This window comes from Streptomyces sp. NPDC055099, from assembly GCF_053607685.1.
Map to the genome: position 1 here is coordinate 51614 of NZ_JBSGUA010000018.1, position 22543 is coordinate 74156.

Genomic DNA, 22543 nt, shown 5'->3' on the forward strand with positions numbered 1-22543 from the left:
TGACATGACCGTGGACCGCGGAAGCCCCGCCCACCGGGGACAGGCGCTGTACACGCGCGGGTTCCTGCGGGCGTACGACTTTCTCGTCTACGGCATCAACTCACCGCTCACCTGGCGCTGCCCCAAGCGACGGATCGTGGAGCTGTACGACCGGCACGTCTCGGCCCACCACCTCGACATCGGCGTCGCCACCGGCCTGCTGCTCGACCAGTGCCGGTATCCTTCGCCCGCACCGGACCTGACCCTGATGGACCTCAACCCGCACTCACTGGCCACCGCGGCCCACCGCCTGCGCCGCCACGCACCGCGCCTCCACCAGGCCGACGTCCTTCAACCGTGGGGGCTGGCGTCGGACTCGGTGGACTCCGTCGGCATGTGCTACCTGCTGCACTGCCTGCCCGGCTCCCTGCCGGATAAGGCCGTCATCTTCGAGCAGGCCCGCGCGGTGCTGAGGCCTGGCGGCGTGCTGTTCGGATCGACCATCCTCGCCCGGGGCGTGCACCACACCCCCCTGGCGCGCCTCCAGCTCGCGGCAGCCAACTGGCGGGGGTTCATGTGCAACCGCCAGGACGCTCTGGACGACCTCCAGGCATGCCTGGCCCGGACGTTCGCCTGCCACGAGGTGACGGTGGTGGGTTCGGTGGCCCTGTTCCACGCGCGCAAGTAGGACTTCGCGGCCGGCCGCGAGGGGTTGGGCCCAGTGCTTGCCCCAGCACGGCACCGGCCAGGGCGCGTTGGATGGCGTCGGCGTCGTGCTCGCACAGGATGACGGCCGAGCGGTCGAAGTCGATTTCCGTGGCGACCGCTTAGGACGACGGCCGAGCCTTGGCATGTCGCGGCTGAAGGAACCGTCATCGTTCAGGGCATGAACAGCCCGTAGCGTGATCACCTGGGTGAAGGCGCCGCAGAGCGAGGGCATCATCGAGGTGGACGTCGCTCACCCTGCCGAGGTGGCTGGCGAGCGCGTGGTTGCCGCGCGAGGTTTCCTCGACCTGCAGGTCGCGTGCGCGGCCGGCATCCGCCAAAGCAGTGGCCGTCAGGCCCTCCAGGGTGGCCGTCGGGCTGGCGGTGTCACAGGCCTCGCATGCGTCCCGGCCAATGTTGGGTGTGCTGCAGGCTCCGCACGTGAAGCCACTCACGTCGCCGTCCCTTTCCTGGGCGGGGCCTGTCGACGCCGATCAGAGTTCGTTCCAGGCACGCTGTTCGGTGTCTCCGGTGAGCGGCGTCCAGATGGCAGCGGCAGGCCCGTGCTCTTCCAAGTCCTCCAGGACGGCGGCACCGAGGGGGACGCGGCGGGCGAGTTCGATGACCGCGGGGTGCAGGTCGGCCATGGACCGCAGGTCGGCTGTCCGGTTCGCCAGTGTGCGGCGACTGGCATGGGTGAGGACGAACAGCACACGCGGGAAGAGGGGGTACCAGCGTTGCCACACCGGACCCCCCATCCCTGGCGCGGGTTTGCGGTGTCCGACGGGAGTGGGCTGGTACAGGTAGAAGCGGGCGTACTCGATGAGTTTGCCGGCCAGACGCCCGCTGCTCATGGTGTTGCGATCGACCTCCACGAACGCGCGCAGCTTCAGCCGTTGTCCGCCGTCGACGAGGGTGTAGTGCATGACAGCGTCGCTCACGACCCGTTCCCCCTCACCGATGGGGTGAGATACCTCAGGGGTCCAGTCCCACGGGCCGTGCTCGTGGCCGAGCCGACGGGCATCTGCCGCGAATGGCAGATGGGTTCGTACGACGGTGAGCGTGTGCGGTGTCTTCAGCGAGGCAGCCGTCGCGGAACTGATCGGATACGGAGGGCGGCCCCGCAGCGCGGGGAAGTCCCGGGCCAGGCGGGCACCCTCGCCCGTGAGGTACCAGGCGCGGGAACGGTTGGACTGGGGCAGCACCGTGTAGCCGACGAGCCCCTTCCGCAGCAGCTTGTTCAAAGGGGCGGAGACGGTCTGACGGGCGGCGTTCGGCCGAAGCAGATCGTGCAGCTGGCTGGTGGTGGCCATCCGGTGCTGGGCGAGCGCGGACAGAAGCTGATGAGGCAGCGGCTCGACGAGCCTGGAAGTGTACGACGCGGCGGTCTCGGCAGCGGGTGTGGTCACGGGCACCCCTACTTGGCGTAAGACATGGTGCAACGGCCAGGGCGGAACGGGTTGTTGCCCAACGTCGAGGAAACGCTCTGCCCCGACCGGACCACCGACCACGAAGCCCCGACCACGGTCACGATGGGGACACAAAGGCCGTGGTCGGGCCGTGGTCGGCCCGACCACGGCCCCTTACGAGGCGGGAGTCTGCGACGACAATGTGCGCTGGGTGCGCCCCGCGGTAGTCGAGGCATGGCACGGCCTCGTCGCCGTGCGGGGTTGCGCCCAGGCTGCTGCGGTCGCCGCGGAACTCGGCTGGAGCCGTAGGTACTCCCGAGCGGTTTCGCGGTGAGGTGGGCCCGTCGCCGAAGACCTTCGCTTCAGGCTTGGCTTCGCGCACGCGCACGAACCGGCGGCGGCGCAGGACCCGCTCTCGTGGTGCGATGTGGCAATCGTCTCTGGCTATGCCGACCCGGTCCATCTCACCTGGGACTCGCGCAAGTTCACGTGCCGAACGCCCACGGCCTGGCGTCGCAGCGAAGTCCTCGTAGGAGCCGGGTAGCCGCCAACCGTCTGCCCCTCACGTTGACTTCTCTTCCCTTTTCTTCAAGACCGCCCGATCGCTGTTGTGGACGATCATCGGCATGAGACTCGTCAACCACGCACGCAATGCCATGGACCTGCGGACGACCCCCGCACACCGCGGACCGGGATCGAGAGCGAAACCCGTCGAGGGTTTCACCTGGAACCCTCGGGCGCTCCAGGCCTACAGGACTGCGGTCGTGGCAGCCGGCGCCGAGGGCCGGATCGTGACGATCTTCGATGGCGACCGGCTCGGCGACCCTTGCGAGAGCCAGCCTGCAGACGACGAACTGGCCGTTTGCCGCAACGGGTCCGTGACGGTCACCCGCGACGCGGACGCGGTACCCGACCAAGCTCTTCTCGCGCCGGGCGCGGCCACCATCAACCCGGGCCGGGTATGGCACGTGAGCGACACGGAGGAGCCGACGCCCACCCTGTCCATCACTGCTGCCCTCGACACCGACCGCCATCCTCGGACCGATACCCGCCCGACCGAACGCGTCAACAGGCCCAACCCGGAGGAAGCGTCGTGACGACACGCATCGCGTGCCTTGGCGACAGCCTCACGCGCGCGCAGTTCAGCGTCGACTACCTGGATCTTCTCGGACGACGCCACCCTTCCGGTGACGTGCAGCTTGCCCGTTTCGGCGCCAACGGTGACTTCGCCTACAACCTTTTGCAGCGCCTCGATGCCGTCGTCACGAACCCACCCGATGTGATCACCGTGTTGATCGGGACCAACGATGCCCGAGCGAGCCTTGCCGGCTACCCCGTCGAGCAGGCCATGAAGCGCAAACAGCTTCCCGATCGCCCGTCGGCCACCTGGTTCCAAGAGTGCCTGGGAGCCGTCGTCGCTCGGCTGCGAGCGGAGACCGACGCGACGATTGGTCTGCTGTCGCTGCCGGTCCTTGGCCAACAACTCGACGGAGCAGCGGCCCAGGCCTCGCAGGCGTACAGCCGCATGATCGCCGAGGTCGCCGCCACCAACGAGGTGGCCTACCTTCCGCTCCACGAACGCCAGATCGAGGAACTGCGCCAAGTGGACCCGCCACCGATTCCGTACCGGGAGGCGACGCCCGCAGCGGTCGTCGGCGTCCTTGTCCAGCGCACAGTGCTGCGCCGCAGCCTCGACACGATCTCGCGGCGGCGAGGTCTCATGCTCACGACCGACCACATCCACCAGAACAGCCGCGGCGCCGCCCTTATCGCTGAGGTCATCGACGCCGGTCTGCTGACCCAGAGCGCGTAGCTGGTTCCGGCGCCCGGCCAGTGGGATGCCATCTACCGCGCGGAGGTGGCATGGCTTCGGGCAGCGGCTCGATGCCGATCGTCAAGACGCCGTGTGCTGCTCGTACCAGGCGCGGGTCAAAGCGCTGGCTAAGAGCGCAGGTTGAGGCCTCGTCCCGCCGTTGCCGAGTACCGGCAGGCGCTTTCCGTTCCGGCCCTGTTCTCGTATAGCTACGGCCAGGTGGCGTATGTCGCTGCGTCATGCTCAGGGCTGCGGTGCCAGATGTCGCAGAAGTTGACGCGGATCACCTATCGGAGCGATGAGGAATGCGTAGCGCTGGTGGGCGCTTTGTCGCAGTCCCGGCCGACTGTGACCGCGCCGCCGCGGCGGGTCCGCACCAGCTGCTCACGTTGATGGTGGCTTTGACGACTGGAGCTGTCTGGCGGTGGGCATGTGCTGGGAGCCGTCCGGTGGTGTTCGTCCCCCACGGGCCGCCGGACGGCACGCATGGAACGGCACACGCAGCGCTGCACCCGGCAGCACCCGAACGCCTGCCGCGTCGCCCGTATATTCCTGCGGATGACTGGGCTCCGGGCGCCCGGACATACGGGGACAGCGGGGCGGTATTGCATGCCGCAACTGGCGCCCACGGGCCAGAGCTTCGGTGGAGGCCGTCTACAGGGCGTAGGTGTGTCACGTGCAGAGCTGCACCTGGTGCGGGCCGGGGCGGTGTGTTGCCGGCCAGGCAGTGTGCCGGGTGTACCTGGCCGCCCTGTGCGTCGAATGACCTGTGATCCGCGCCGATCACCGGGCAGCCGCACCTGCGCCGGTGCATCGCCCGGACGGGGCGGAAAAGACCCATGTTGACTGCGGGGCCGGCCTCGCCGAGCCCTCCACCGGCCCCACCGCCGCAGACTTGGTTTCCGCCGCTGTTGGTGGGACGGGTGGGTTTGCGGTGCTTGCTCGAGTGTCACGCCACGTCGTATCGGTGTGCTCGTCCGCCGCGCCATTGCACCCATGCCGGGTCGTTGAGCAGCTCTGCTGCCTGTGGCAGTCCGGTCATGCGCAGGAACTCGATGACGTCGGCGTCCGAGTGCGCTAGGCCGAGGATGGTGCCGCCTGTGGTCACCCGGCGACCTCCCGTGCCGGACGGCGGGTGGACGACGGCCGGCGAGCGGTCCGCGCTGTGGACGTCGTGCGCGTGAATATGCACAGCCTGGCCGAAGGTTCCGGTGGAAAGGTCAGGCGAGGGTGCGGTCTCGGGGCCGGTGCAAGGACGTTTCATGAGGTCAGGGCCGTGACCAAGGCGATGACGACCAACATGCAGGCTAGACCGATCAGCAGGTAGCGGATCGTTCCTTCGTAGCGGCGCTCTGCGGCGTCATCCTTGCCGGGGCAGGCGCACAGGCTGTGCTGCTGGGGGGCGGGGGAGTCGAGCCAGTACACGGCGGACGACTCGGCATGCGGCCGGGGGATCGGGGCATCGCTCATGCATGGGGAACGAGCTGCGCCGGGACCGGTGCAGGCCGCGCCGTGACGTTCACACGTTCTGCACACCCTTGGTGCATCTGCGACGACCTGGCGGCAGAACAAGTTCCGTTGTCCGGCGGCAAGGTGCTCCCGCAGCGGTGGCTCCCTCCTGCCCGGGCCGGGAGCTTCATCAAGCGCAAGAGTTTCAGGGGTAATTGCAAGCTGAAGGCCCTCACCTACAGCTGGACCTGGGGTGGCGCGACCGCACAGCTGTGTCCGCGACCCCCGGGTGATGACCGCTACCGGGAGCCAGCTGGGTGCGAGCGCAGGCAGAGCCGTGATGCCCGGCCGACCGTCGACCGCGCTTCGTCACCTGGGCAGGCTCACTCCGTCAGTGGCACCTTTCTCCCACGTGGGCACGAGACGGCTGCGACACCCCACCGCGAGCGGGAATCAGATCGCCACGACCGGAGTTGGTGAGGGAAGTTAGCCGTTTCAGGAGGGGTCATGCGAGCGATTCAAGTTTCCGACGTGGGCGGTCCCGAGGTGTTGCGACTGGTCGACATTGATCAACCGACGCCGGGCCCGGGCCAGGCGGTCGTGCAGGTCGCCGCGTCCGGCGTCAACTTCCTCGACGTATACCACCGCCAGGGCCGGTACACCCTCCCGCTGCCCTTCACCCCGGGCACTGAGGGCGCGGGCACGGTCCTCGAGGTGGGACCGGGCGTCACCCACGTTGCTGTGGGAGACCGGGTCGGCTGGGTGGAGATTCCCGGCACCTATGCCGAGCAGGCCGTCGTGGACTCCTCCCGGCTCGTGCCCCTGCCCGACGGCGTCGACTTCGAGGCCGCCGCCGCTGTGCTGCTGCAGGGCATGACGGCGCACTACCTCGTCAAGGACGCCTACCCGGTGCAGCCAGGCGACACGGTGCTCGTGCACGCTGCTGCCGGCGGCATGGGGCTTGTGCTGACCCAGCTCATCACCCATCTCGGCGGCAGAGTGATCGGCACAACCTCGACACCGGAGAAGGCCCAGCTGGCGCGGCGCGCCGGGGCCGCCGAGGTGATCCTCTACTCTGCGGTGGACGATCTCGCGGCCGAGGTGAAGCGGCTCCATGGCGGCCAGGGCCTGCCTGTCGTCTTCGACGGCGTCGGCAGGGACACCTTCGATGCGAGCCTCGCCAGCCTGCGAACCCGCGGCCACCTGGTGCTCTTCGGCGCCGCGAGTGGTGCAGTGCCGCCCTTCGACCCCATCCGGCTCGCCCAGGGCGGTTCGCTGACCCTGATCCGGCCAAGCCTCGGACACTTCATCGCCGATCGGTCCGAGCTGCTCCGGCGCGCCGCCGACGTGCTGGAATGGGTGCGCACCAAGGCGCTTGAGACCACCGTGACGGCCCGCTACCCGCTCGCCGAGGTCGCCCAAGCTCACCGCGATCTGGAGGCTCGGCGGACCACCGGCAAGCTACTCGTCATCCCCTAAAGCAACCGACGCAATTGACTGACCTGCAGGAAGGTGGCTTCCGCCAGGCGTCGATCCCACGCAGCTGGGACCGCGATCCCGGGAGGAGGACCGCTAACGGGAGCCAGCTGCGGTGCGAGCACATGTCCTGTGTCATCGAACCTTGAGCGCGTGCCATCAGAGTTTGACGGACACCATCCCTGGTCAAGGCCCGACGGCGTTGCGGCCTTTGGGCCCTCAGACTTGACCGCGCAAGCCGGGCAGTCGTCCAGCCGGGCCCGGCTCGGCCATCGCGCCGGTTTCCTGGGTCGGTCGGGGCTTGGCTCGGCGGATCGGCCGAGTGATTGTCGTGCTCTGCCCGTGACGCGGGGGTCGTGTTGCACGGTTGCAAGTTGATCACTTGCCGCCGTGCTGAAGGAGCCCTCTATGCGCAGGCGTCCTGTGTTCGCTACCGCCGTGCTCGCGGCGTCCGCTGTGCTCGGCAGTGCTGCCACGGCAAGCGCCGCCCCTGTCGAACCCTCCGGGCCTCGCCGCCCTGCCGTTCGAAGCCGCAGACGCCATCCTCAACGGTGTGATCGACGGGGCGCACGAAGTAGCCCGGGGCATGCGGATGGGCACGATAGATGACCAACGATGCCTTCAGGGCTTGTTGGTTGAGAGGTCAGACAACGTCATCAGCAACCCGGGGGCCTCGCCTGTGATGCGCCCTCAACCTTCAGTTGATCGGTGCCCAGACTGAAGGAGCAATGACGAGGACGACGAACGGATCGGCGTCATCCATCGGTCAGCTGCTGGATGGCCTTGAGCGCCTGACCTGCTCCGTTCTCGGTCGCCAGATGGTGCGCCGCTCGTGCGGCGGCTCGACTGTGTGCCTGCTGCTTCACTGCTTGGTGAAGGGAGTCGGCAAGCCGTTCGGCGGTAAGGAATCGGAAGGGGATGGGGGTGGTGGCGGCGCCGATGGCGGCAAGCCGCCCCGCCCAGAACGGCTGGTCTGCGGTCACCGGTACGGTGACCGCGGGCACTCCCGCGCGCAATGCGGCGGCCGAGGTGCCGGCCCCGCCATGGTGGACCACCGCAGCCAGCCGTGGGAACAGCAGGGCGTGCGGTACCTCCCCGATGGTGAGCACGTCGTCGCCGTCGGCGGCGAGCCCGGCGCTGCCGGCTTGGAGGATGCCGCGCAGCCCGGCGCGGCGCAGGGCTCGCACTGCGATCTCGCTCAGCCGTTCCCCGTCGCCGGATGCCATGCTCCCGAAGCCGATGAGGACGGGCAGGGGTCCGGCGCGCAGGAAGTCCTCCAGATCAGTAGGCAGCCGTTCGGCCGCATCGTGATGGGGCCACCAGTTGCCCACGACCTCCAGGCCAGAGCACCAGTCGGAGGGACGGGGCACCAGGGCCGTGCTGAAGCCGTGCAAGATGGGCCAATGCGCCTGGTCCTGTCGTCGCCGCATCTCGGAGGGTGAGGTCGGGGGCAGCTGGAGGCGGTGGCGCAGCTGTGCGACAGCCTGTTCGTAGACGCGGTCGGCCATCCGCAGTGCGAAGCGTCCGGTTGCTCGGTTGGCGAGACGGCCCAGTGAGCGGGAGCCTGTGACGATGGGCGGGAAGTCGCCGGTTGGTTGGGTGGGTTGGAGGTACACGCCGAGGCTCGGTGTGCCGGTAGCCTCGGTGAGGTGCCAGCCGAGCGGAGCCGTGGTGGTCGACAGCAGGAGCAAATCCGTGCGATCGTCCATCGCGTCGGCGAAGCCCTGACCCAGTTCGGTGATGAATGCGACAGCGGTGCGCATCAGTTCACGTTTGCCTGTGACGCCGCTTCGCCCCCGTGTGTCGGCGGGGAGACTGCGAAATTCCAGCCCCGCGTCGCGTACGAGGGGTGCGAAGGTGTCGGTGGTGGCAAGGGCAACGTCGTATCCGGCCCGGCGAAGTTCGGCGCCCAGACCCGTGTAGGGCGCGACGTCGCCGCGCGATCCGGCCGCGGCGATCAGGATCCTCATTGGTTCTCCTCGAAATCGGTGCGGCCCCCTGTGTGACGGGCCGCGTTGGCGTGAATCGCCTTGCGCGTATAGGCAGCCAGGCCTGGGCGTTGCTGCGACGGCGGTATGACCAGTGCGAATGCGCGCGGGTCGGCGACGAAATCGTCCGCGATGCGCCGGTGCATGTCGGGCGGGCACGAGGTGAACCAGCGTGAGATGTGCAAGCGGTGCTCCTCGGCGAGGTCCTTGGCCCGCTCGCTGTCGCTCAGCTCCCCCTCGTCGAAGGCCGCGAGCAGCTCCGCGCGCCAGGCGGCGGCCTCACCCATGAGCTGGCTCCAATCCTCTTTGGTGTGCGCAGCAGCGCGCGCCATCGCCTCGCGCTGTCCCTCCGAGTGCGCCCACTTCAGTTCCGCCTCGGTGGCATAGCTCAGGTCGAAGGTGATCTCACCGAAGACCTCGAAGCGTTCTTGAGGAGTCAGGGTCACCCCGGTCTCTTGGACCTCGATCGCCCGTTCCGCCACTTCGGCCAGCCGCTGCAGCCTGGCGATCTCCTCACTCAGCTGCCGCTGCCGGGCCCGGAGCCGCTCCAGGGGGTTCACCTGCGGATCCTTGAAGAGCGCGGCGATCTCGTCGAGGGGGAAACCGAGCTCACGGTAGAAGAGGATCTGCTGGAGACGGACCAGATCAGCCTCACTGTAGAGCCGGTATCCGGCGTGGCTGCGGTCACTGGGCGAGAGCAGACCCGCCTTGTCGTAGTGATGCAGTGTCCGCACCGTCACCCCGGCGAAGGCCGCGACCTGCCCCACGGAGTAGTTCATCAACCTGCCCTCTCGTCGGTACACAGCCTCAAGCCTGACGTAAGGGGAGGGTCAACTCGCGCTCGCTGAGCCCCGGAGGTGAAGACGGAGGAAACCCACCGGCCTGCGAGCTGCGGCCCATTGAGTTTCAGGGCGGCCACGGCGCTGCGGCCCACCTTGAAGCGGGACCGCTGAAGAGCCTGGCTGAGCAGGTCAGATCTGCGTCGCATGCGCCAACAGCGCCCCGGTTTTCCTTGAACGCTGCACCTCGAGTGGGCAATATCTGTGACCGCCCGATGAGGGTTTAACGCGCAGTGCGGGGAGTGTTTTTGGGGCAACCGATAGAGTGGCATTATTTTCCGTACACGGGCTGCTGCCTCATGCTACTGTCGATCTCAGTTGCAGTTTTGGTTCCCAAAAACCTCAAGCTCCTTCGCCGAAGATATTCCGGCGCCTGGAATCCTTTTCGTATTGCCGGTCTTTCCGGTCGGGGCATCATCGCGGCGACCCGGTACCCGCGCATCGCGGGTACCGGCGTACTGCCCCAGAAGGAGATACGACGTGGCATCAGGCACTGTGAAGTGGTTCAACGCGGCCAAGGGCTTCGGCTTCATCGAGCAGGACGGTGGGGGCGCCGACGTGTTCGCCCACTTCTCGAACATTGCCGCTCAGGGCTTCCGCGAACTGTTGGAGGGCCAGAAGGTCACCTTCGACATCGCGCCGAGCCAGAAGGGGCCGACGGCAGAGAACATCGCTCTCGCCTGACGCTGACGCGCTCTTCGTAGCTGGGTCCCGCATCCCTCGGGGTGCGGGACCCAGCTACGGATATTTCCCACAGTGATGTCACCTGTGAGGTCCCGACACCGCCCGCATCCCCGCCCCCAGGATGCGCGTTTCTCGATGCCTTCGCCAGAGCTTGCGTCCCACATCAGGTCACCGCAAGCCGCATTTCTTTCCGCATTTCATTCGGTTCGTTCTTGTGTTGCCCCGCGCTGTACTTTCGCTGCGGGAATTCCTTGATACGCGCCGTATCAAGGAAGGTTCTCGATGAACCCCACACGTACGAACGATCGCTCCTCCCGCCCCCGCCGGACCGAGAGCCCCGGCTTCGGCGCCGGTTCGGGGCGGGGCGCCCGCTTCGGCTCGCCCGCTACGGGCCGCTCCGGGGGTCCGAGCCGCTCGGGCGGCCGCGGACGGCGCCCCGCCGCGGTCCAGGGTGAGTTCGCCCTGCCGAAGACCATCACTCCCGCGCTGCCCGCGGTCGAGGCGTTCGCCGACCTCAACATGCCCGCCCACCTGCTGGCCGCGCTGAGCGCGCAGGGCGTCAGCGTGCCGTTCCCGATCCAGGGCGCGACGCTGCCCAACACCCTTGCGGGCCGCGACGCCCTGGGACGCGGGCGCACCGGCTCCGGCAAGACCCTTGCCTTCGGCCTGGCCCTGCTGGCCCGCACCGCCGGCCAGCGCGCCGAGCCCCGCCAGCCGCTGGCTCTGATCCTCGTGCCGACACGTGAACTGGCCCAGCAGGTGACCGACGCGCTCGCCCCCTACGCCCGCTCGGTCAAGCTGCGCCTGGCCACCGTCGTCGGCGGCATGTCGATCGGCAGGCAGGCCGGTGCGCTGCGCAATGGTGCCGAGGTCGTCGTCGCCACGCCCGGCCGTCTGAAGGACCTCATCGACCGCGGCGACTGCCGGCTGAACCAGGTCGGCATCACCGTCCTGGACGAGGCCGACCAGATGGCCGACATGGGCTTCATGCCCCAGGTGACCGCGCTGCTGGACCAGGTGCGCCCCGAGGGCCAGCGGATGCTGTTCTCGGCCACGCTCGACCGCAACGTCGACCTGCTGGTCCGCCGCTACCTCAACGACCCCGTCGTCCACTCCGTCGACCCCTCGCAGGGTGCGGTCACCACGATGGAACACCACGTACTGCACGTCCATGGCGCCGACAAGCAGCGGACAACCACCGAGATCGCGGCCCGCGACGGCCGCGTGATCATGTTCCTGGACACCAAGCACGCCGTCGACCGGCTCACCCAGGACCTGCTGAACAGCGGCGTGCGGGCCGCCAGCCTGCACGGCGGCAAATCGCAGCCCCAACGCACCAGGACCCTGGCCCAGTTCAAGACCGGACACGTCAGCGTGCTGGTCGCCACGAACGTCGCCGCCCGCGGCATTCACGTCGACGACCTCGACCTCGTCGTCAACATCGACCCGCCGACCGACCACAAGGACTACCTGCACCGCGGTGGGCGTACGGCCCGCGCCGGTGAGTCCGGCAGCGTTGTCACCCTGGTGACACCGGGGCAGCGCCGCGACATGACACGACTCATGACCGCCGCCGGCATCGTGCCCCAGACGACCCAGGTGCGCTCCGGCGAGGAGGCACTCAGCAGGATCACCGGCGCCCAGGCCCCCTCCGGTATCCCGGTCACGATCACCGCACCGGTGACCGAGCGACGCAAGCGCAGCGCCGCTCCACGCGGCCGACGCAGCCCTGCCGCGGCTGCCCGGCGCATGACAGCGCGGCAGACCTCGTTGGACGCGGCGGCCTAGAAACTTCGTGATCAGGAAACTGACCCGTCACTGCAGGAGGCACCTTTTGACGCTGATTCAGATGCCGCCCGACTCGTCACAGCCGACGTTCGTCCGCAGGACGGCGGCCGACGCCATGGTCACCGGCGGGCCCCAGGTCTGCGACGACATGACCGTCGAGGTTGCCCTGTCCGTCATGGCCAGCGCCCGCACCGGCTACCTCCTCGTCTGCGACGGCGGCGGCCTGTGCACCGGGCTTCTCACCCTGGCCCAGCTCACCGAGGCCCGCGACAGCCCCGCATACACCGACAGGGTCCAACTGCGTGACATCCTCGGCGGCCGCGGCCCGTTCACCTCTCCGGTGACCACCATGGCCGAAGCCCAGCACGCGATGCGTTACAACCGGCTCGATGCCCTGCCGGTGGTCGACGAACACGGCAGTGCTCTGGGCATCCTCGCCCTCGCCCACTGAACCGCCCCGACCGGCTCAACCGCGGCAGAACCACCCCCCCCTTCGGCCCTTCCCCCTGTGAGGCATCATGCGCTGTGTCATTGCCCGCTTCCCGTTCGACCTCACCAAGAGCGGCGTCCTGGAGTCGATGAAGGGCATCAAGCCCGAGCAGGCCCTCGGCGAGTCCGTCATCATCGGCCGCCGTACCTACCCCCTCAAGCAGGTCGGCCAGGTCCTCACACGCCAAGACCGCCGTGACTTCAGCGCCGCAGAAGTCCTGCGGGCCATGACCCAGCTCGGCTTCACCTGCCGCAGCTTCCCCCAGCCCGCCGCGCCCGTGCGCGTTCTTACCCCGGTGCAGGAGGCTTCCGCGATGCTCGGTGCCGCTGCGGCAGCCTGACCGAGCGGTAAGCGCGCTGCCGGAAACACGGTGTTGAGGGTCTGACCGGGGTACGCCGGTCGGACCCTCACGGCATGCCGAGGCATTCCCGGCCGGCCAGTGGTCCGTCAGTGGGCGGAGTCGCTGAGGTCGCCGATGGGCCAGGCGCTGACCTCCTCGATGGCCACTGGGGTACATCCCTCCCGTCGCCGGGATCCCCACCGAGCCCTGCGGAAGCCGCGCCACATGGAGATGCAGATGCCCGGGAGGCCGCTCATCGCGCGGCAGGGCGGACAAGTCACGCAGACGGCCCGAGTCCGCCGGCACCTTCGACACCTGGGCGGCCCCTGCAGCGTTGAGGTGACTGGCGGCTCATCCGACACCGAGTTCGCGGCCGAGTGGGCCCGGCATGCGGTGTGCCGTTCGGCTGCTGCCGCCGGAGCAAGGCGCGACGCACGGAGCCGGGCGGACCTGATACGAGATCAGGGCCGCCCGGCCGTCGTGTGCGGAGGAGGAAGGTCAGCAGCTCAGGTTGGAGCCCGGCGTGGTGCCGAGGATCTGGGTGAACTGCTTGTAGCGGTCGACGCGGCTCTGGACCTGACCGGGGTTGCCGCCGTTGCACTCCAGGCTGCCGTTGATGGCGCGGATGGTCTCACCGAAACCGCGGCTGTTGACCATGGCGTTGTGCGGCGTCATGGTGCCCGGGCCCGACTGTGTGTTCCAGTACCAAAGACCGGTCTTCCAGGCGATCGCCGGGTCGCGTTCCACCAGGTAGGGGTTGCGCAGGAGATCGATGCCGAGTGCGTCGCCCGCCGCCTTGTAGTTGAAGTTCCAGCTGAGCTGGATCGGACCGCGGCCGTAGTACGCGGCCTGTCCCGCGGGGCAGCCGTAGGGCTGGTTGGCGTCGCAGTAGTGCGGGTAATTGGCCTGGTTCTGCTCGACGATGTGCACCAGGCCGCCGGTCTCGTGGTGGACGTTGGCGAGGAACGCCGCTGCTTCCTGGCGCTTGATGGTGTCGCTGCCGGTGTTGGCGAAGGCCGGGTACGCCTTGAGTGCGTCGGTCAGGCCCTTGTATGTGTAGAACGAGTTCCGGCTCGGGAACATCTGGTTGAACTGGGTCTCGCTGACCACGAATCCCGATGGGTCGGGGTTGCCCGGGTCGGTGCCACCGCCGCAGGCGCCCGCGTCCGCCCAGACGTCGCTGCGGCCGGGTGTTTCGTTCTGGGTCCACCACTTGGCGGTCCAGTTGTGCCCGTTGTACGAGGCGGTGTTGCCGCCCGTGTAGACGGAGGAGGAGTTCCAGGGGGTCGCGCACGCGGCGGCGGACGCCGTGGCGGCGGCCGGGCCAAGGACGATCATCGCGCAGAGCGCAGCCAGCGCTGCGGCGAAACTGATGAGACGTTTGATCACGCGGCATCTCCGATCGGGCGGGCTAGGGGCGGGGCCGGCGACGGGCTCCACGCCGCCAGGGGAGTGTCGGTGACTCAAGCGAAATGGTCTGGACCTGTCAAGGTCTGGACCAATTTTGGTGTACGGCTGACCTGAATTCGCCGCATTCCGCCGCCCGCACGGAACAGATCACGGTCAACGGGGAAACCGCTCTCGCGTTCTGGACCCGCACCGGCGCCCGGGGGCTGCGGCGGCCGGGAGGCGTCCGTGTTCGGCTCGGCTCCCGGGCGCGCACCAGCCGGGCCGGCCGGGTAGTAGGCGGGTTCGTCGTCCCTGCCGACGGCTGTCCCGCCGTCGCCCGTGAAGGTATGTGCGGCCACGTCGAGGAACGCGCGGGGGCGCCGAAGACAGCCGTGCCGCCGTGAAGCTCGGTCAATCCGGTCGCCGCCCACCGGCGCGGCGGCAGGTTCTGGCAGAGGGTTTGGTGCAACAGGCCGACACCAGACGCTTCCGCGTCACCAGTTGTTGACGCTCCGTCAATTTGGGACTTCTAGGTTCCGCAAGCACCCCTCGCGACCCCGCCGCCCGACCGGTGCGGCAGGGACGGTCACGAACCCTGGAGTGATCAAGTGGAACGTCGTGGTTTCCTGCGTGGAGCAGTCGTCGGCGGCACAGCAGCGGCATTCGGGTACACGCTCATGCAGGGCGCCGCCTACGCGGCGCCGGCACAGAAGGGGCCTGGCCCCTACGGCGCGCTCGGCGCGGCCGACGCCAACGGCATCCAGCTGCCCAGCGGTTTCACCAGCCGGGTGATCGCCCGGTCGGGCCAGAAGGTCGGCTCCACCACCTACACCTGGCACAACGCCCCCGACGGTGGAGCCTGTTTCGCCGACGGTACGGGCTGGATCTACGTCTCCAACTCGGAGATCTCCGCTACCGGCGGCGCGGGCGCGATCAAGTTCAACTCGGCGGGCGCCATCACCAGTTCGTACCGGATCCTGTCCAACACCAACCGCAACTGCGCCGGCGGGGCGACCCCCTGGAACACCTGGCTGTCCTGCGAGGAGGTCAGCACCGGCTACGTCTACGAGACCGACCCGTGGGGCGTGAAGGCGGCCGTGCGCCGCGATGCCATGGGCCGCTTCAACCACGAGGCGGCGGCCGCCGACCCGGTCCGCAAGGTGATCTACCTGACCGAGGACGCATCGGACGGCTGCTTCTACCGGTTCGTTCCGTCCACCTGGGGCAACCTGTCGACGGGTACCCTCCAGGTCCTCAAGAGCGGAACGGCGACCTCCGGCAGCTTCACCTGGGTGACCGTGCCCGACCCGGACGGCTCACCCACCCCCACCCGCGACCAAATCTCCGGCGCCAAGCTGTTCAACGGCGGAGAGGGCTGCCACTACGCCAACGACACCGTCTGGTTCACCACCAAGGGCGATGGCCGCGTCTGGCAGCTCAACGTGGCCGCCGGCACCTATGAGCTGGCCTACGACGACTCCCTGGTCGTCGGTGGCGGAGCTCCGCTGACCGGTGTCGACAACGTCACCGGCTCGTCCTCCGGCGACCTGTACGTCGCGGAGGACGGCGGGAACATGGAGATCTGCATCATCACGCCGGACGACGTGGTCGCGCCGTTCCTGCGGATCAACGGCCAGTCCGCATCGGAGATATGCGGCCCGGCCTTCTCGCCGGATGGCAAGCGCCTGTACTTCTCCAGCCAGCGTGGTACGAGCGGCAGCTCGTCCGGCGGCATCACCTACGAAGTCACAGGCCCCTTCCGCAGCTGACCGACCGCCGTTACGAGCCGCATGTGCCCGCCGCAAAGCATCCCACTGCCAAATTCGGGGAGCCCCATGGGACCTGGTCGCCAGACACGCCGCGCAGCCTCAGAAGAACAGCGGGATCAACCCGGCGTGAACTGCACCGTCGTACTGGATCACACCGCGCTGACCGGCCTCTTCCGTGGAGAGGACTTTTCACTGGCCTCTACGCGGAGGCCTCGCACCGCCGCGGCCAGATCAATGCATCCGCCGTGTCTGCGCAGGATCGAACGTCACGACGGCTGAGGCGCGGGCACGGCCCGCCTATCGGGTGTGCTCATTCCTCAATATGGGAGGCTTCCCCACGTGCTCGGCGCGGGCATGGCCATCCAGGTCTGGAGGTCGCTCTCCTGGTCCCTTCGAGCCTTACGCGGCAGAGTAGAGGGCCAACTTGGCCGCTTCCAGGTCCCGTTGCGGCTCGGTTGGTTACCGGCGCGGAACTTCACTAGCGGGGCCCGGGGGCCCCGCCGGGGGCGGCGGGCAACGATTGGGTGCCGGGGCTCAGTCGGTTTCGATGCTGCGCGCTGCGAAAACCTCCGCTGCCTCCGGCACCGCCAGGACGCCGTCCTCCACGAAGGTGACCTCCCGCAGGTTGGGCAGCAGGACAAGGTCGTCGAGTGAGCGGACGTCGAACAGGTCGTCCTCGCCGTCCCAGGCGGGGGCGCAGTGCCGGAAGATGCCCGCCCCGGCATCGAAGCACAGCGCCTCGACGCGGGCGAGGAGGTCGGCCGGGATCTCCAGGGCCTCGAAATGGGCCCGGGGCTCCGGCAGCACCTCCGCGTGGAAGCCATTCTCCAGGACGTAGGAGGCGGGGTCGCCGATCCCCTGCTCGGCCAGCCGCGCGGGCAGGTCGTAAACCGGGAGGAGCGGCTCGGAGCCGTACATGAGCTCCTCTATGACGAGCAGCTTGAGGTTGAAGTCGCGGAACTGGTTCATGGGGCATGAGTACCACGGCGGCACGACACGGGTCCCCCCGCCCGGCTCCCGGCCTGGCGGAGGAGGGCGGCGGACGGCCGCGGTTGCGGTCTACCTGCGGAAGCGCATGCCCTGCCAGCCGGGCAGGCGGCTACGAGGCGGGTGTGTAGCCCCGCGTGCGGACGACGTCGTGGGTGAGCCGGGTGAAGGCGCGGGTGGCTGCGCTGTGATAGGCACCCTCGCGGTGCAGGAGGGTGACGGTGCGGGTGGGCAGGGGCGGGTCGAGCGGGATGGGGGTGAGGTGGGGGTGGTCATGGGTGATGGCGTCGGGCAGGACGGTGGCCAGGCCGGTGCGCCGGACGATCTCGGTGAGGGCCTGGACGGAGTTGGCCTCGACCGTGATGCGTGGGGCGGCCCGGTGCCGGGTGAAGTAGGCGTCGATGTGACCGCGGGTGGCGAAGTCGCCGCTCAGTAGGGCGAGTTGCCGGTCGGCGAGTTCCCTTACGGGTAGCGGGGTGACTTGGTCGGCGTCGGATCGGCGGGCGCCGGTGACCAGAGTGAGCGTCTCCGTGAACAGGGTGGTGGCAGCGATGCCGGGAAGGTGGGGGCCGGCGAAGACGATGCCGAGATCGAGGTCGTCGGCGAGCAGGGCCGTTTCGATGCGGTCCTGGGTCATCTCCACCAGGGTGAGGCTGATGCCGGGGTGGCAGGTGTGGAACTCGGCGGTGAGTGGGCCGATCAGGTAGGCGGTGAAGGTGGGAGTGAGGCCCAGCCGCAGGTGACCGCGGGAAAGGTCCCGGACGTCGTGGACGGCGCGTTCGGCCGCTGCCAGATCGCGCAGTGCGCGCCGCGCGTGGTCGGTGTAGGCGGCGCCGGCGTCGGTGAGCCGCACCGTGCGGCCGGTGCGGTCCAGCAGCTGCACGTCCAGGGTCCGCTCCAGCTGCTTGATCTGCTGGGAAAGCGTGGGCTGGGAGATGTGCAGCTCCTCGGCGGCCCGGGTGAAGTTGCCGTGTTCGGCCACGGCGAGGAGATAGCGCAGGTGGCGCAGTTCGAGAGCAGCCATGGAGCCCATCATAGATGCGGTCGATAGCTTCTATGCCTAATGGCTCTTGGACCCTATAGGTACAGGTCATGCAAGGTGGATCTCACCAGCCCGCCAGGGCCGATCACCACCACCCGAAGCGAGTGACCATGCAGGACCTGACTGAGGGCGTCGCCCGTTTCCAGCGTGACGTCTTTCCGGCCAAGGCGAAGCTCTTCGCCCATCTGGCCACGCATCACACGCCCCACACGCTGTTCATCAGCTGCTCTGACGCCCGTGTCGTTCCCGAGCTGATCACCGGTACCGAGCCAGGGGAGTTGTTCGTCATCCGCAGTGCCGGCAACCTCGTGCCCGCCCACGCCCCCGGCGCCGACGGGATCGCGGCGAGCATCGAGTACGCCGTCGCCGCACTGGGAGTCAAGGACATCGTCGTCTGCGGTCACTCCGCGTGCGGCGCGATGACCGCACTCGCCGAAGGACACGACCTCAGCAGCGTCCCAGCGGTCGCCACCTGGCTGCGGTACGCGGACCCCGCGGTGGCCCGAACCTCCACCGACGGTGACGTTCCCGCCCTGGTACGGCACAACGTGCTGGCCCAGGTGGCGAACTTGGCCACCCACCCCTCGGTCGCCAAGGCGCTGGCGCAAGGGAAGGTCGCCCTGCACGGCTGGGTCTTCGACATCCCCACCGGCCGCATCCAGGACCTGACCGTCCCGCTCGCGGCCTGATACTCCCGGCTCCGGCCTCCCGCCCGGGAACGGAACCCCACCCCCATCCGCCACTTCACCCCACCCCCTGCTCGTGAAGTGGCCCCGTTGAGAAAAGGACGTACTGATCATGGTGCACGCACAGTTCGACCCGACCGCCCGTGAGGCCCTGGCCGCCCAGGCCGTGGAGGCCAAGACCGTCAAGAACCTCTCCTGGCAGCAGATCGCTGACGCCTCGGGCCTGTCAGTTGCCTTCACCACCGCCGCTGTCCTCGGCCAGCACCCGCTGCCGGAGAAGTCCGCGAAGACCGTGGCCGAGCTGCTGGACCTGGACGACCACGCGGCAATGCTGCTGCAGACCATCCCGGTCCGCGGTTCGATGCCGAACCGGATCCCGACCGACCCGACCATGTACCGCTTCTACGAGATGCTCCAGGTCTACGGCACGACCCTCAAGGCCCTGGTCCACGAGCAGTTCGGCGACGGCATCATCTCCGCGATCAACTTCAGGCTCGACGTGAAGAAGGTCGCCGACCCCGAGGGCGGCGAGCGCGCCGTCATCACCCTGGACGGCAAGTACCTGCCGACCAAGCCGTTCTGACCGGCGCCGACAGCGCCACATACGGGCGGTGACGGGGCGGGCCGGAAGAACAAGCTTTCCGGCCCGCCCAGCCCGCCCCGTTCCCCGAACCCCGCGAAGCCGCCCTTAGGCGGCCTTGCTCCCCGCTTCCGTCCTTGGAGGATCTTTCATGGATTTCGTCCGGCGCACCATCGACATCGCCCGTCAAAACGTCGCCGAAGGCGGCCGCCCGTTCGCGACCGTCATCGTCAAGGACGGCGAGATCCTCGCCGAGAGCCCCAACAAGGTCGCTCAGACCAGCGATCCCACCGCCCACGCGGAAATCCTCGCCATCCGCGACGCCTGCACCAAGCTGGGCACCGAGCACCTGACCGGCACCACCATCTACGTCCTCGCCCACCCCTGTCCGATGTGCCTGGGCTCGCTGTACTACTGCTCGCCGGACGAGGTCGTCTTCCTCACGACCCGCGACGCCTACGAACCCCACTACGTCGACGACCGCAAGTACTTCGAACTCGGCACCTTCTACGACGAGATCGCCAAGCCGTGGCAGGACCGACGGATGCCGATGCGTTATGAAGAGCGGGACGACGCCGTCGAGGTGTACCGCCTCTGGCAGGAGCGCAACGGCGGCGAGCGCCGCGTCACGGGCGCCCCCACCGGCTGACCCAGGAGATCGAGATGGCGGCCTGAGCCCACCCGGGCGAAGGCCGCCTCCTGACGGCCTTGGAGGGTCATCCGAGCTCACCGCGCCTGCAGCGTGGCCGGTCTCGGCGTGGAAGGGTGCCGACGCGTGCTCGTGCACGATCGTGCAGGCGCCAGCCTGTCACCGGAGGCACCTCCTCGTGTCACTCACGGCACGGTTCCGGCAGCCCTATCCGCGACTATGTGGACAGGCCGAATCCGGAGGATCATGGAGACAGCAGTGCCCCAGGACGCACGGGAAAAGCCCCGGGTGCTGGAGCGAAAGGAGCGGCGGATGGGCCCGACCGGCGCTTTCGGAGCTGACCAGTATCTCCCCGAACCCGGCCCCGCTCCTCCGGGGGCGCTCATGGACGTGCTCCAGGTCGCGGCAGTGGTGCTGGACGCCGAAGGCCGGATCCTGCTGTGGAGCCCACAGGCCGAACAGCTGTTTGGCTACACGGCCAAGGAAGCCCTCGGCCAGTTTGCCGCCCGCCTCCTTGTCCACGAACAGCATCGAAACCTCGTGACCGAGCTGTTCGCCGAGGTCATGGACAGGGGCGACGGATGGGCGGGTGTATTCCCCACCCGGCACAAGAGCGGCAGCACCCGCCTGGTGGAGTTCCGCAACATGCGCCTGGAAGACGACCGGGGTGACCTCTACGCCCTGGGCATCGCCACCGACCAGGCCACGTTGCGCACCGTGGAGCGGGACCTGGCTTTGTCCACCCGTCTGGTCGCCCAGTCCCCGATCGGGCTCGCAGTGCTGGACACCGATCTGCACTACGTCGCCGTCAACCCGGCACTGGAGCGGATCAACGGCGTCACCGCCGAAGATCACCTCGGCCGCACCTTGCGCGAGGTCCTGCCGACCCTGGACGTGGAGGGCATCGAAGCGACGATGCGTCAGGTCCTGCGTACAGGTGCCCCTGTCGTTGATCAGTCCGCAGTCGGTCGTACCTCAGCCGCCCCGGACCGTGATCACGCCTGGTCGGTGTCGTACTACCGGCTGGAAGATCCCAGCGGGCGCATTCTGGGCATCGCCATCTCGGTCATCGACACCACCGAACGCCACCGTTCCTCCATCGAAGCCGACCAAGCCCGGCGCCGTCTGGCTTTGATCGCCGACGCCTCCACACGCATCGGCACCACCCTCGACCTGAACAAGACCGCCCACGAACTCGCTGACCTCACCGTTCCCGCCCTCGCCGACATCGCCACCGTCGACATCCTTGATTCCGTTCTGGAAGGCGCAGACTCCGCCGCACCAGACAGCGACACCCCGGCCCTCTTCCGCGCCCTGGCCCTTGCAGCCGACCATCCCAGCGCAGCCATCCAGGCCGCCGACCCGCCGGGCCACCTCGCCGCATACGAACCCGACCGCCTGGTCACCAGGTGCGTGCGCACCGGACGCCCCATTCTGGTCCCGCACGTGGACCCCGGCGACCTTGTCCACATCGCCCGTAACCCCGCCGCCGCCCGGCTCCTGGCCCGCGCCGGCGTCCACTCCTACCTCGCCGTGCCGCTGATCGCCCGCGGCGAAGTCCTCGGCGCCCTCGACCTCAAGCGCACGCGCAACACCGCCGCCTTCAACCAGGACGACGCCATCCTGGCCGGGGAACTCGCAGCTCGTGCCGCGGTCAGCATCGACAACGCCCGCTGGTACCAAATCGCCCGCAACACCGCAGTCAGCCTCCAACGCAGCCTGCTGCCCGACCAACCGCCGCCCCTGACCGGCCTGGACGTCGCTTCGCGCTACCAGCCCGCAGGAGCCAGCATCGAAGTGGGCGGCGACTGGTTCGACGTACTGCCCCTCGCTCACGACCGGACCGCACTGGTCGTCGGCGACGTGATGGGCAAGGGCATCGCAGCCGCCACCACCATGGGCCGACTGCGCGCCGCCCCCTGCGCCTTCGCCCAACTCGACCTCGCTCCGGAAGAAGTGCTCCAGCAGCTGGACACGCTCACTTGCACTCTGGAGCACTACATCGCCACCTGCCTGTACGCCGTCTACGACCCGCACCGCGGGCAGTGCCGCATCGCCAACGCCGGGCACACACCCCCTGCCCTCGTACGCAGCGGCCGACCGGCAGAACTCCTCCACCTGCCCCCCGGTGCGCCCCTTGGCGTCGGAGGTGTCGCCTTCCAGACCACCACCCTTGACCTGGTCCCCGGCGACCGGCTCGTCCTGTATACCGACGGCCTGGTCGAAACCCGGGACCAAGACATCGACGACCGCCTCCAGACCCTGCTGACACACCTCGACGAGACCGCCGACTCCCCCTTGGAGGACACCTGCGACCGGATCCTGGAAGCCCTGCGTCACCCCGGCGGCCACGATGACGTAGCTCTGCTCATCGCCCACGCCACCTCGAACAGCACAGACGCCGATCGCAGTACAAGCCAGGTCAGCACTCGCGGGCACGGTGCCCAACAGGCACCGGATCAACCACAGTAGTGACCGTGA

General features: G+C 68.6%; 21 protein-coding genes and 1 pseudogene. 14 read left to right on the forward strand and 8 right to left on the reverse strand.

The genetic code is table 11. From position 1 onward, the window contains the following. Nucleotides 1-4 precede the first annotated feature (4 nt). A complete protein-coding gene (locus tag ACWFRU_RS34680) occupies nt 5-667 on the forward strand; it encodes a class I SAM-dependent methyltransferase (protein ID WP_453692070.1) in 663 nt (220 codons plus the stop codon). Nucleotides 668-1178: 511 nt separating this feature from the next. On the opposite strand, the gene ACWFRU_RS34685 is transcribed toward ACWFRU_RS34680, so the two are convergent. Continuing rightward, complete coding sequence (locus ACWFRU_RS34685; protein ID WP_453692071.1) at nt 1179-2093, reverse strand: replication-relaxation family protein; 915 nt, start codon at nt 2091-2093, stop codon at nt 1179-1181. Nucleotides 2094-2286: 193 nt separating this feature from the next. Here ACWFRU_RS34685 and ACWFRU_RS34690 point away from each other — a divergent pair. From ACWFRU_RS34690 to ACWFRU_RS34700, 3 genes and pseudogenes are all read left to right on the forward strand, one after another. After that, a pseudogene (locus tag ACWFRU_RS34690) lies at nt 2287-2637 on the forward strand (helix-turn-helix domain-containing protein); the annotation flags it as partial. A gap of 82 nt (nt 2638-2719) precedes the next feature. Beyond that, entirely contained in the window at nt 2720-3190 is a 471-nt protein-coding gene (locus ACWFRU_RS34695) for a cupin domain-containing protein (protein WP_453692072.1), read from the forward strand. Then, on the forward strand, nt 3187-3906 hold the full coding sequence (locus tag ACWFRU_RS34700) for an SGNH/GDSL hydrolase family protein (RefSeq protein ID WP_453692073.1): 720 nt from the start codon (nt 3187-3189) through the stop codon (nt 3904-3906). Before ACWFRU_RS34695 ends, ACWFRU_RS34700 begins: the two co-directional genes overlap by 4 nt. A gap of 949 nt (nt 3907-4855) precedes the next feature. On the opposite strand, the gene ACWFRU_RS34705 is transcribed toward ACWFRU_RS34700, so the two are convergent. Beyond that, nucleotides 4856-5092 carry a hypothetical protein gene (locus ACWFRU_RS34705; RefSeq protein ID WP_453692149.1) on the reverse strand — a complete coding sequence of 79 codons (237 nt, stop codon included), beginning with the start codon at nt 5090-5092 and terminating at the stop codon, nt 4856-4858. Nucleotides 5093-5166: 74 nt separating this feature from the next. After that, the gene (locus tag ACWFRU_RS34710; protein WP_453692074.1) at nt 5167-5376 is read right to left on the reverse strand and encodes a hypothetical protein; all 210 of its coding nucleotides are present in this window, start codon (nt 5374-5376) and stop codon (nt 5167-5169) included. A gap of 486 nt (nt 5377-5862) precedes the next feature. Here ACWFRU_RS34710 and ACWFRU_RS34715 point away from each other — a divergent pair, with 486 nt between their 5' ends. Beyond that, on the forward strand, nt 5863-6834 hold the full coding sequence (locus ACWFRU_RS34715) for a quinone oxidoreductase family protein (RefSeq protein WP_453692075.1): 972 nt from the start codon (nt 5863-5865) through the stop codon (nt 6832-6834). A gap of 752 nt (nt 6835-7586) precedes the next feature. On the opposite strand, the gene ACWFRU_RS34720 is transcribed toward ACWFRU_RS34715, so the two are convergent. Together ACWFRU_RS34720 and ACWFRU_RS34725 are read right to left on the reverse strand one after the other, a co-directional pair. After that, nucleotides 7587-8801 (reverse strand): glycosyltransferase, encoded by a 1215-nt coding sequence (locus ACWFRU_RS34720; protein ID WP_453692076.1) that lies wholly within the window; start codon nt 8799-8801, stop codon nt 7587-7589. Then, on the reverse strand, nt 8798-9598 hold the full coding sequence (locus ACWFRU_RS34725) for a MerR family transcriptional regulator (RefSeq protein ID WP_453692077.1): 801 nt from the start codon (nt 9596-9598) through the stop codon (nt 8798-8800). Before ACWFRU_RS34725 ends, ACWFRU_RS34720 begins: the two co-directional genes overlap by 4 nt. 540 nt (nt 9599-10138) lie before the next feature. On the opposite strand from ACWFRU_RS34725, the gene ACWFRU_RS34730 reads away from it, so the two are divergent. The 4 genes from ACWFRU_RS34730 (at nt 10139) to ACWFRU_RS34745 (ending at nt 12960) form a co-directional block, all read left to right on the forward strand. After that, nucleotides 10139-10342 carry a cold-shock protein gene (locus ACWFRU_RS34730; RefSeq protein WP_453692078.1) on the forward strand — a complete coding sequence of 68 codons (204 nt, stop codon included), beginning with the start codon at nt 10139-10141 and terminating at the stop codon, nt 10340-10342. Nucleotides 10343-10624: 282 nt separating this feature from the next. Then, nucleotides 10625-12130 carry a DEAD/DEAH box helicase gene (locus ACWFRU_RS34735; protein WP_453692079.1) on the forward strand — a complete coding sequence of 502 codons (1506 nt, stop codon included), beginning with the start codon at nt 10625-10627 and terminating at the stop codon, nt 12128-12130. A 46-nt stretch (nt 12131-12176) separates the two neighbouring features. Beyond that, nucleotides 12177-12581, forward strand: a complete 405-nt coding sequence (locus tag ACWFRU_RS34740) for a CBS domain-containing protein (RefSeq protein ID WP_453692080.1) — start codon at nt 12177-12179, stop codon at nt 12579-12581. 67 nt (nt 12582-12648) lie between these two features. Continuing rightward, nucleotides 12649-12960, forward strand: coding sequence for an SCO5918 family protein (locus ACWFRU_RS34745; RefSeq protein ID WP_453692081.1), 312 nt, complete (start codon nt 12649-12651; stop codon nt 12958-12960). 498 nt (nt 12961-13458) lie between these two features. Here the strand turns inward: ACWFRU_RS34745 and ACWFRU_RS34750 are convergent, their stop codons facing one another. After that, nucleotides 13459-14298 (reverse strand): glycoside hydrolase family 19 protein, encoded by an 840-nt coding sequence (locus ACWFRU_RS34750; RefSeq protein ID WP_453692150.1) that lies wholly within the window; start codon nt 14296-14298, stop codon nt 13459-13461. 659 nt (nt 14299-14957) lie between these two features. On the opposite strand from ACWFRU_RS34750, the gene ACWFRU_RS34755 reads away from it, so the two are divergent. After that, entirely contained in the window at nt 14958-16118 is a 1161-nt protein-coding gene (locus tag ACWFRU_RS34755; protein WP_453692082.1) for an alkaline phosphatase PhoX, read from the forward strand. 534 nt (nt 16119-16652) lie between these two features. Here the strand turns inward: ACWFRU_RS34755 and ACWFRU_RS34760 are convergent. Together ACWFRU_RS34760 and cynR are read right to left on the reverse strand one after the other, a co-directional pair. Continuing rightward, on the reverse strand, nt 16653-17087 hold the full coding sequence (locus tag ACWFRU_RS34760; protein WP_453692083.1) for a DUF6892 domain-containing protein: 435 nt from the start codon (nt 17085-17087) through the stop codon (nt 16653-16655). A gap of 130 nt (nt 17088-17217) precedes the next feature. Then, nucleotides 17218-18129, reverse strand: coding sequence for a transcriptional regulator CynR (cynR, locus tag ACWFRU_RS34765; protein ID WP_453692084.1), 912 nt, complete (start codon nt 18127-18129; stop codon nt 17218-17220). Nucleotides 18130-18257: 128 nt separating this feature from the next. On the opposite strand from cynR, the gene ACWFRU_RS34770 reads away from it, so the two are divergent. The 4 genes from ACWFRU_RS34770 to ACWFRU_RS34785 all read left to right on the forward strand — a co-directional run bounded on the left by ACWFRU_RS34770 (nt 18258) and on the right by ACWFRU_RS34785 (nt 22534). Continuing rightward, on the forward strand, nt 18258-18836 hold the full coding sequence (locus ACWFRU_RS34770; RefSeq protein ID WP_453692085.1) for a carbonic anhydrase: 579 nt from the start codon (nt 18258-18260) through the stop codon (nt 18834-18836). Between the two features lie 109 nt (nt 18837-18945). Further along, nucleotides 18946-19416 (forward strand): cyanase, encoded by a 471-nt coding sequence (gene cynS, locus ACWFRU_RS34775; protein ID WP_453692086.1) that lies wholly within the window; start codon nt 18946-18948, stop codon nt 19414-19416. Between the two features lie 148 nt (nt 19417-19564). Next, the gene (locus tag ACWFRU_RS34780) at nt 19565-20062 is read left to right on the forward strand and encodes a nucleoside deaminase (RefSeq protein ID WP_453692087.1); all 498 of its coding nucleotides are present in this window, start codon (nt 19565-19567) and stop codon (nt 20060-20062) included. Between the two features lie 312 nt (nt 20063-20374). After that, nucleotides 20375-22534, forward strand: coding sequence for a SpoIIE family protein phosphatase (locus ACWFRU_RS34785; protein ID WP_453692151.1), 2160 nt, complete (start codon nt 20375-20377; stop codon nt 22532-22534). Nucleotides 22535-22543 lie beyond the last annotated feature (9 nt).

What these genes read in the sequence shown, in the direction of transcription:
- ACWFRU_RS34680 (WP_453692070.1), top strand. Translation starts at nt 5, where the DNA reads ATGACCGTGGACCGCGGAAGCCCCGCCCACCGGGGACAGGCGCTGTAC.
- ACWFRU_RS34695 (WP_453692072.1), top strand. Translation starts at nt 2,720, where the DNA reads ATGAGACTCGTCAACCACGCACGCAATGCCATGGACCTGCGGACGACC.
- ACWFRU_RS34710 (WP_453692074.1), bottom strand. Translation starts at nt 5,376, where the DNA reads ATGAGCGATGCCCCGATCCCCCGGCCGCATGCCGAGTCGTCCGCCGTG.
- ACWFRU_RS34715 (WP_453692075.1), top strand. Translation starts at nt 5,863, where the DNA reads ATGCGAGCGATTCAAGTTTCCGACGTGGGCGGTCCCGAGGTGTTGCGA.
- ACWFRU_RS34720 (WP_453692076.1), bottom strand. Translation starts at nt 8,801, where the DNA reads ATGAGGATCCTGATCGCCGCGGCCGGATCGCGCGGCGACGTCGCGCCC.
- ACWFRU_RS34725 (WP_453692077.1), bottom strand. Translation starts at nt 9,598, where the DNA reads ATGAACTACTCCGTGGGGCAGGTCGCGGCCTTCGCCGGGGTGACGGTG.
- ACWFRU_RS34735 (WP_453692079.1), top strand. Translation starts at nt 10,625, where the DNA reads ATGAACCCCACACGTACGAACGATCGCTCCTCCCGCCCCCGCCGGACC.
- ACWFRU_RS34745 (WP_453692081.1), top strand. Translation starts at nt 12,649, where the DNA reads ATGCGCTGTGTCATTGCCCGCTTCCCGTTCGACCTCACCAAGAGCGGC.
- ACWFRU_RS34750 (WP_453692150.1), bottom strand. Translation starts at nt 14,298, where the DNA reads ATGATCGTCCTTGGCCCGGCCGCCGCCACGGCGTCCGCCGCCGCGTGC.
- ACWFRU_RS34760 (WP_453692083.1), bottom strand. Translation starts at nt 17,087, where the DNA reads ATGAACCAGTTCCGCGACTTCAACCTCAAGCTGCTCGTCATAGAGGAG.
- cynR (WP_453692084.1), bottom strand. Translation starts at nt 18,129, where the DNA reads ATGGCTGCTCTCGAACTGCGCCACCTGCGCTATCTCCTCGCCGTGGCC.
- ACWFRU_RS34770 (WP_453692085.1), top strand. Translation starts at nt 18,258, where the DNA reads ATGCAGGACCTGACTGAGGGCGTCGCCCGTTTCCAGCGTGACGTCTTT.
- cynS (WP_453692086.1), top strand. Translation starts at nt 18,946, where the DNA reads ATGGTGCACGCACAGTTCGACCCGACCGCCCGTGAGGCCCTGGCCGCC.
- ACWFRU_RS34780 (WP_453692087.1), top strand. Translation starts at nt 19,565, where the DNA reads ATGGATTTCGTCCGGCGCACCATCGACATCGCCCGTCAAAACGTCGCC.
- ACWFRU_RS34785 (WP_453692151.1), top strand. Translation starts at nt 20,375, where the DNA reads ATGGGCCCGACCGGCGCTTTCGGAGCTGACCAGTATCTCCCCGAACCC.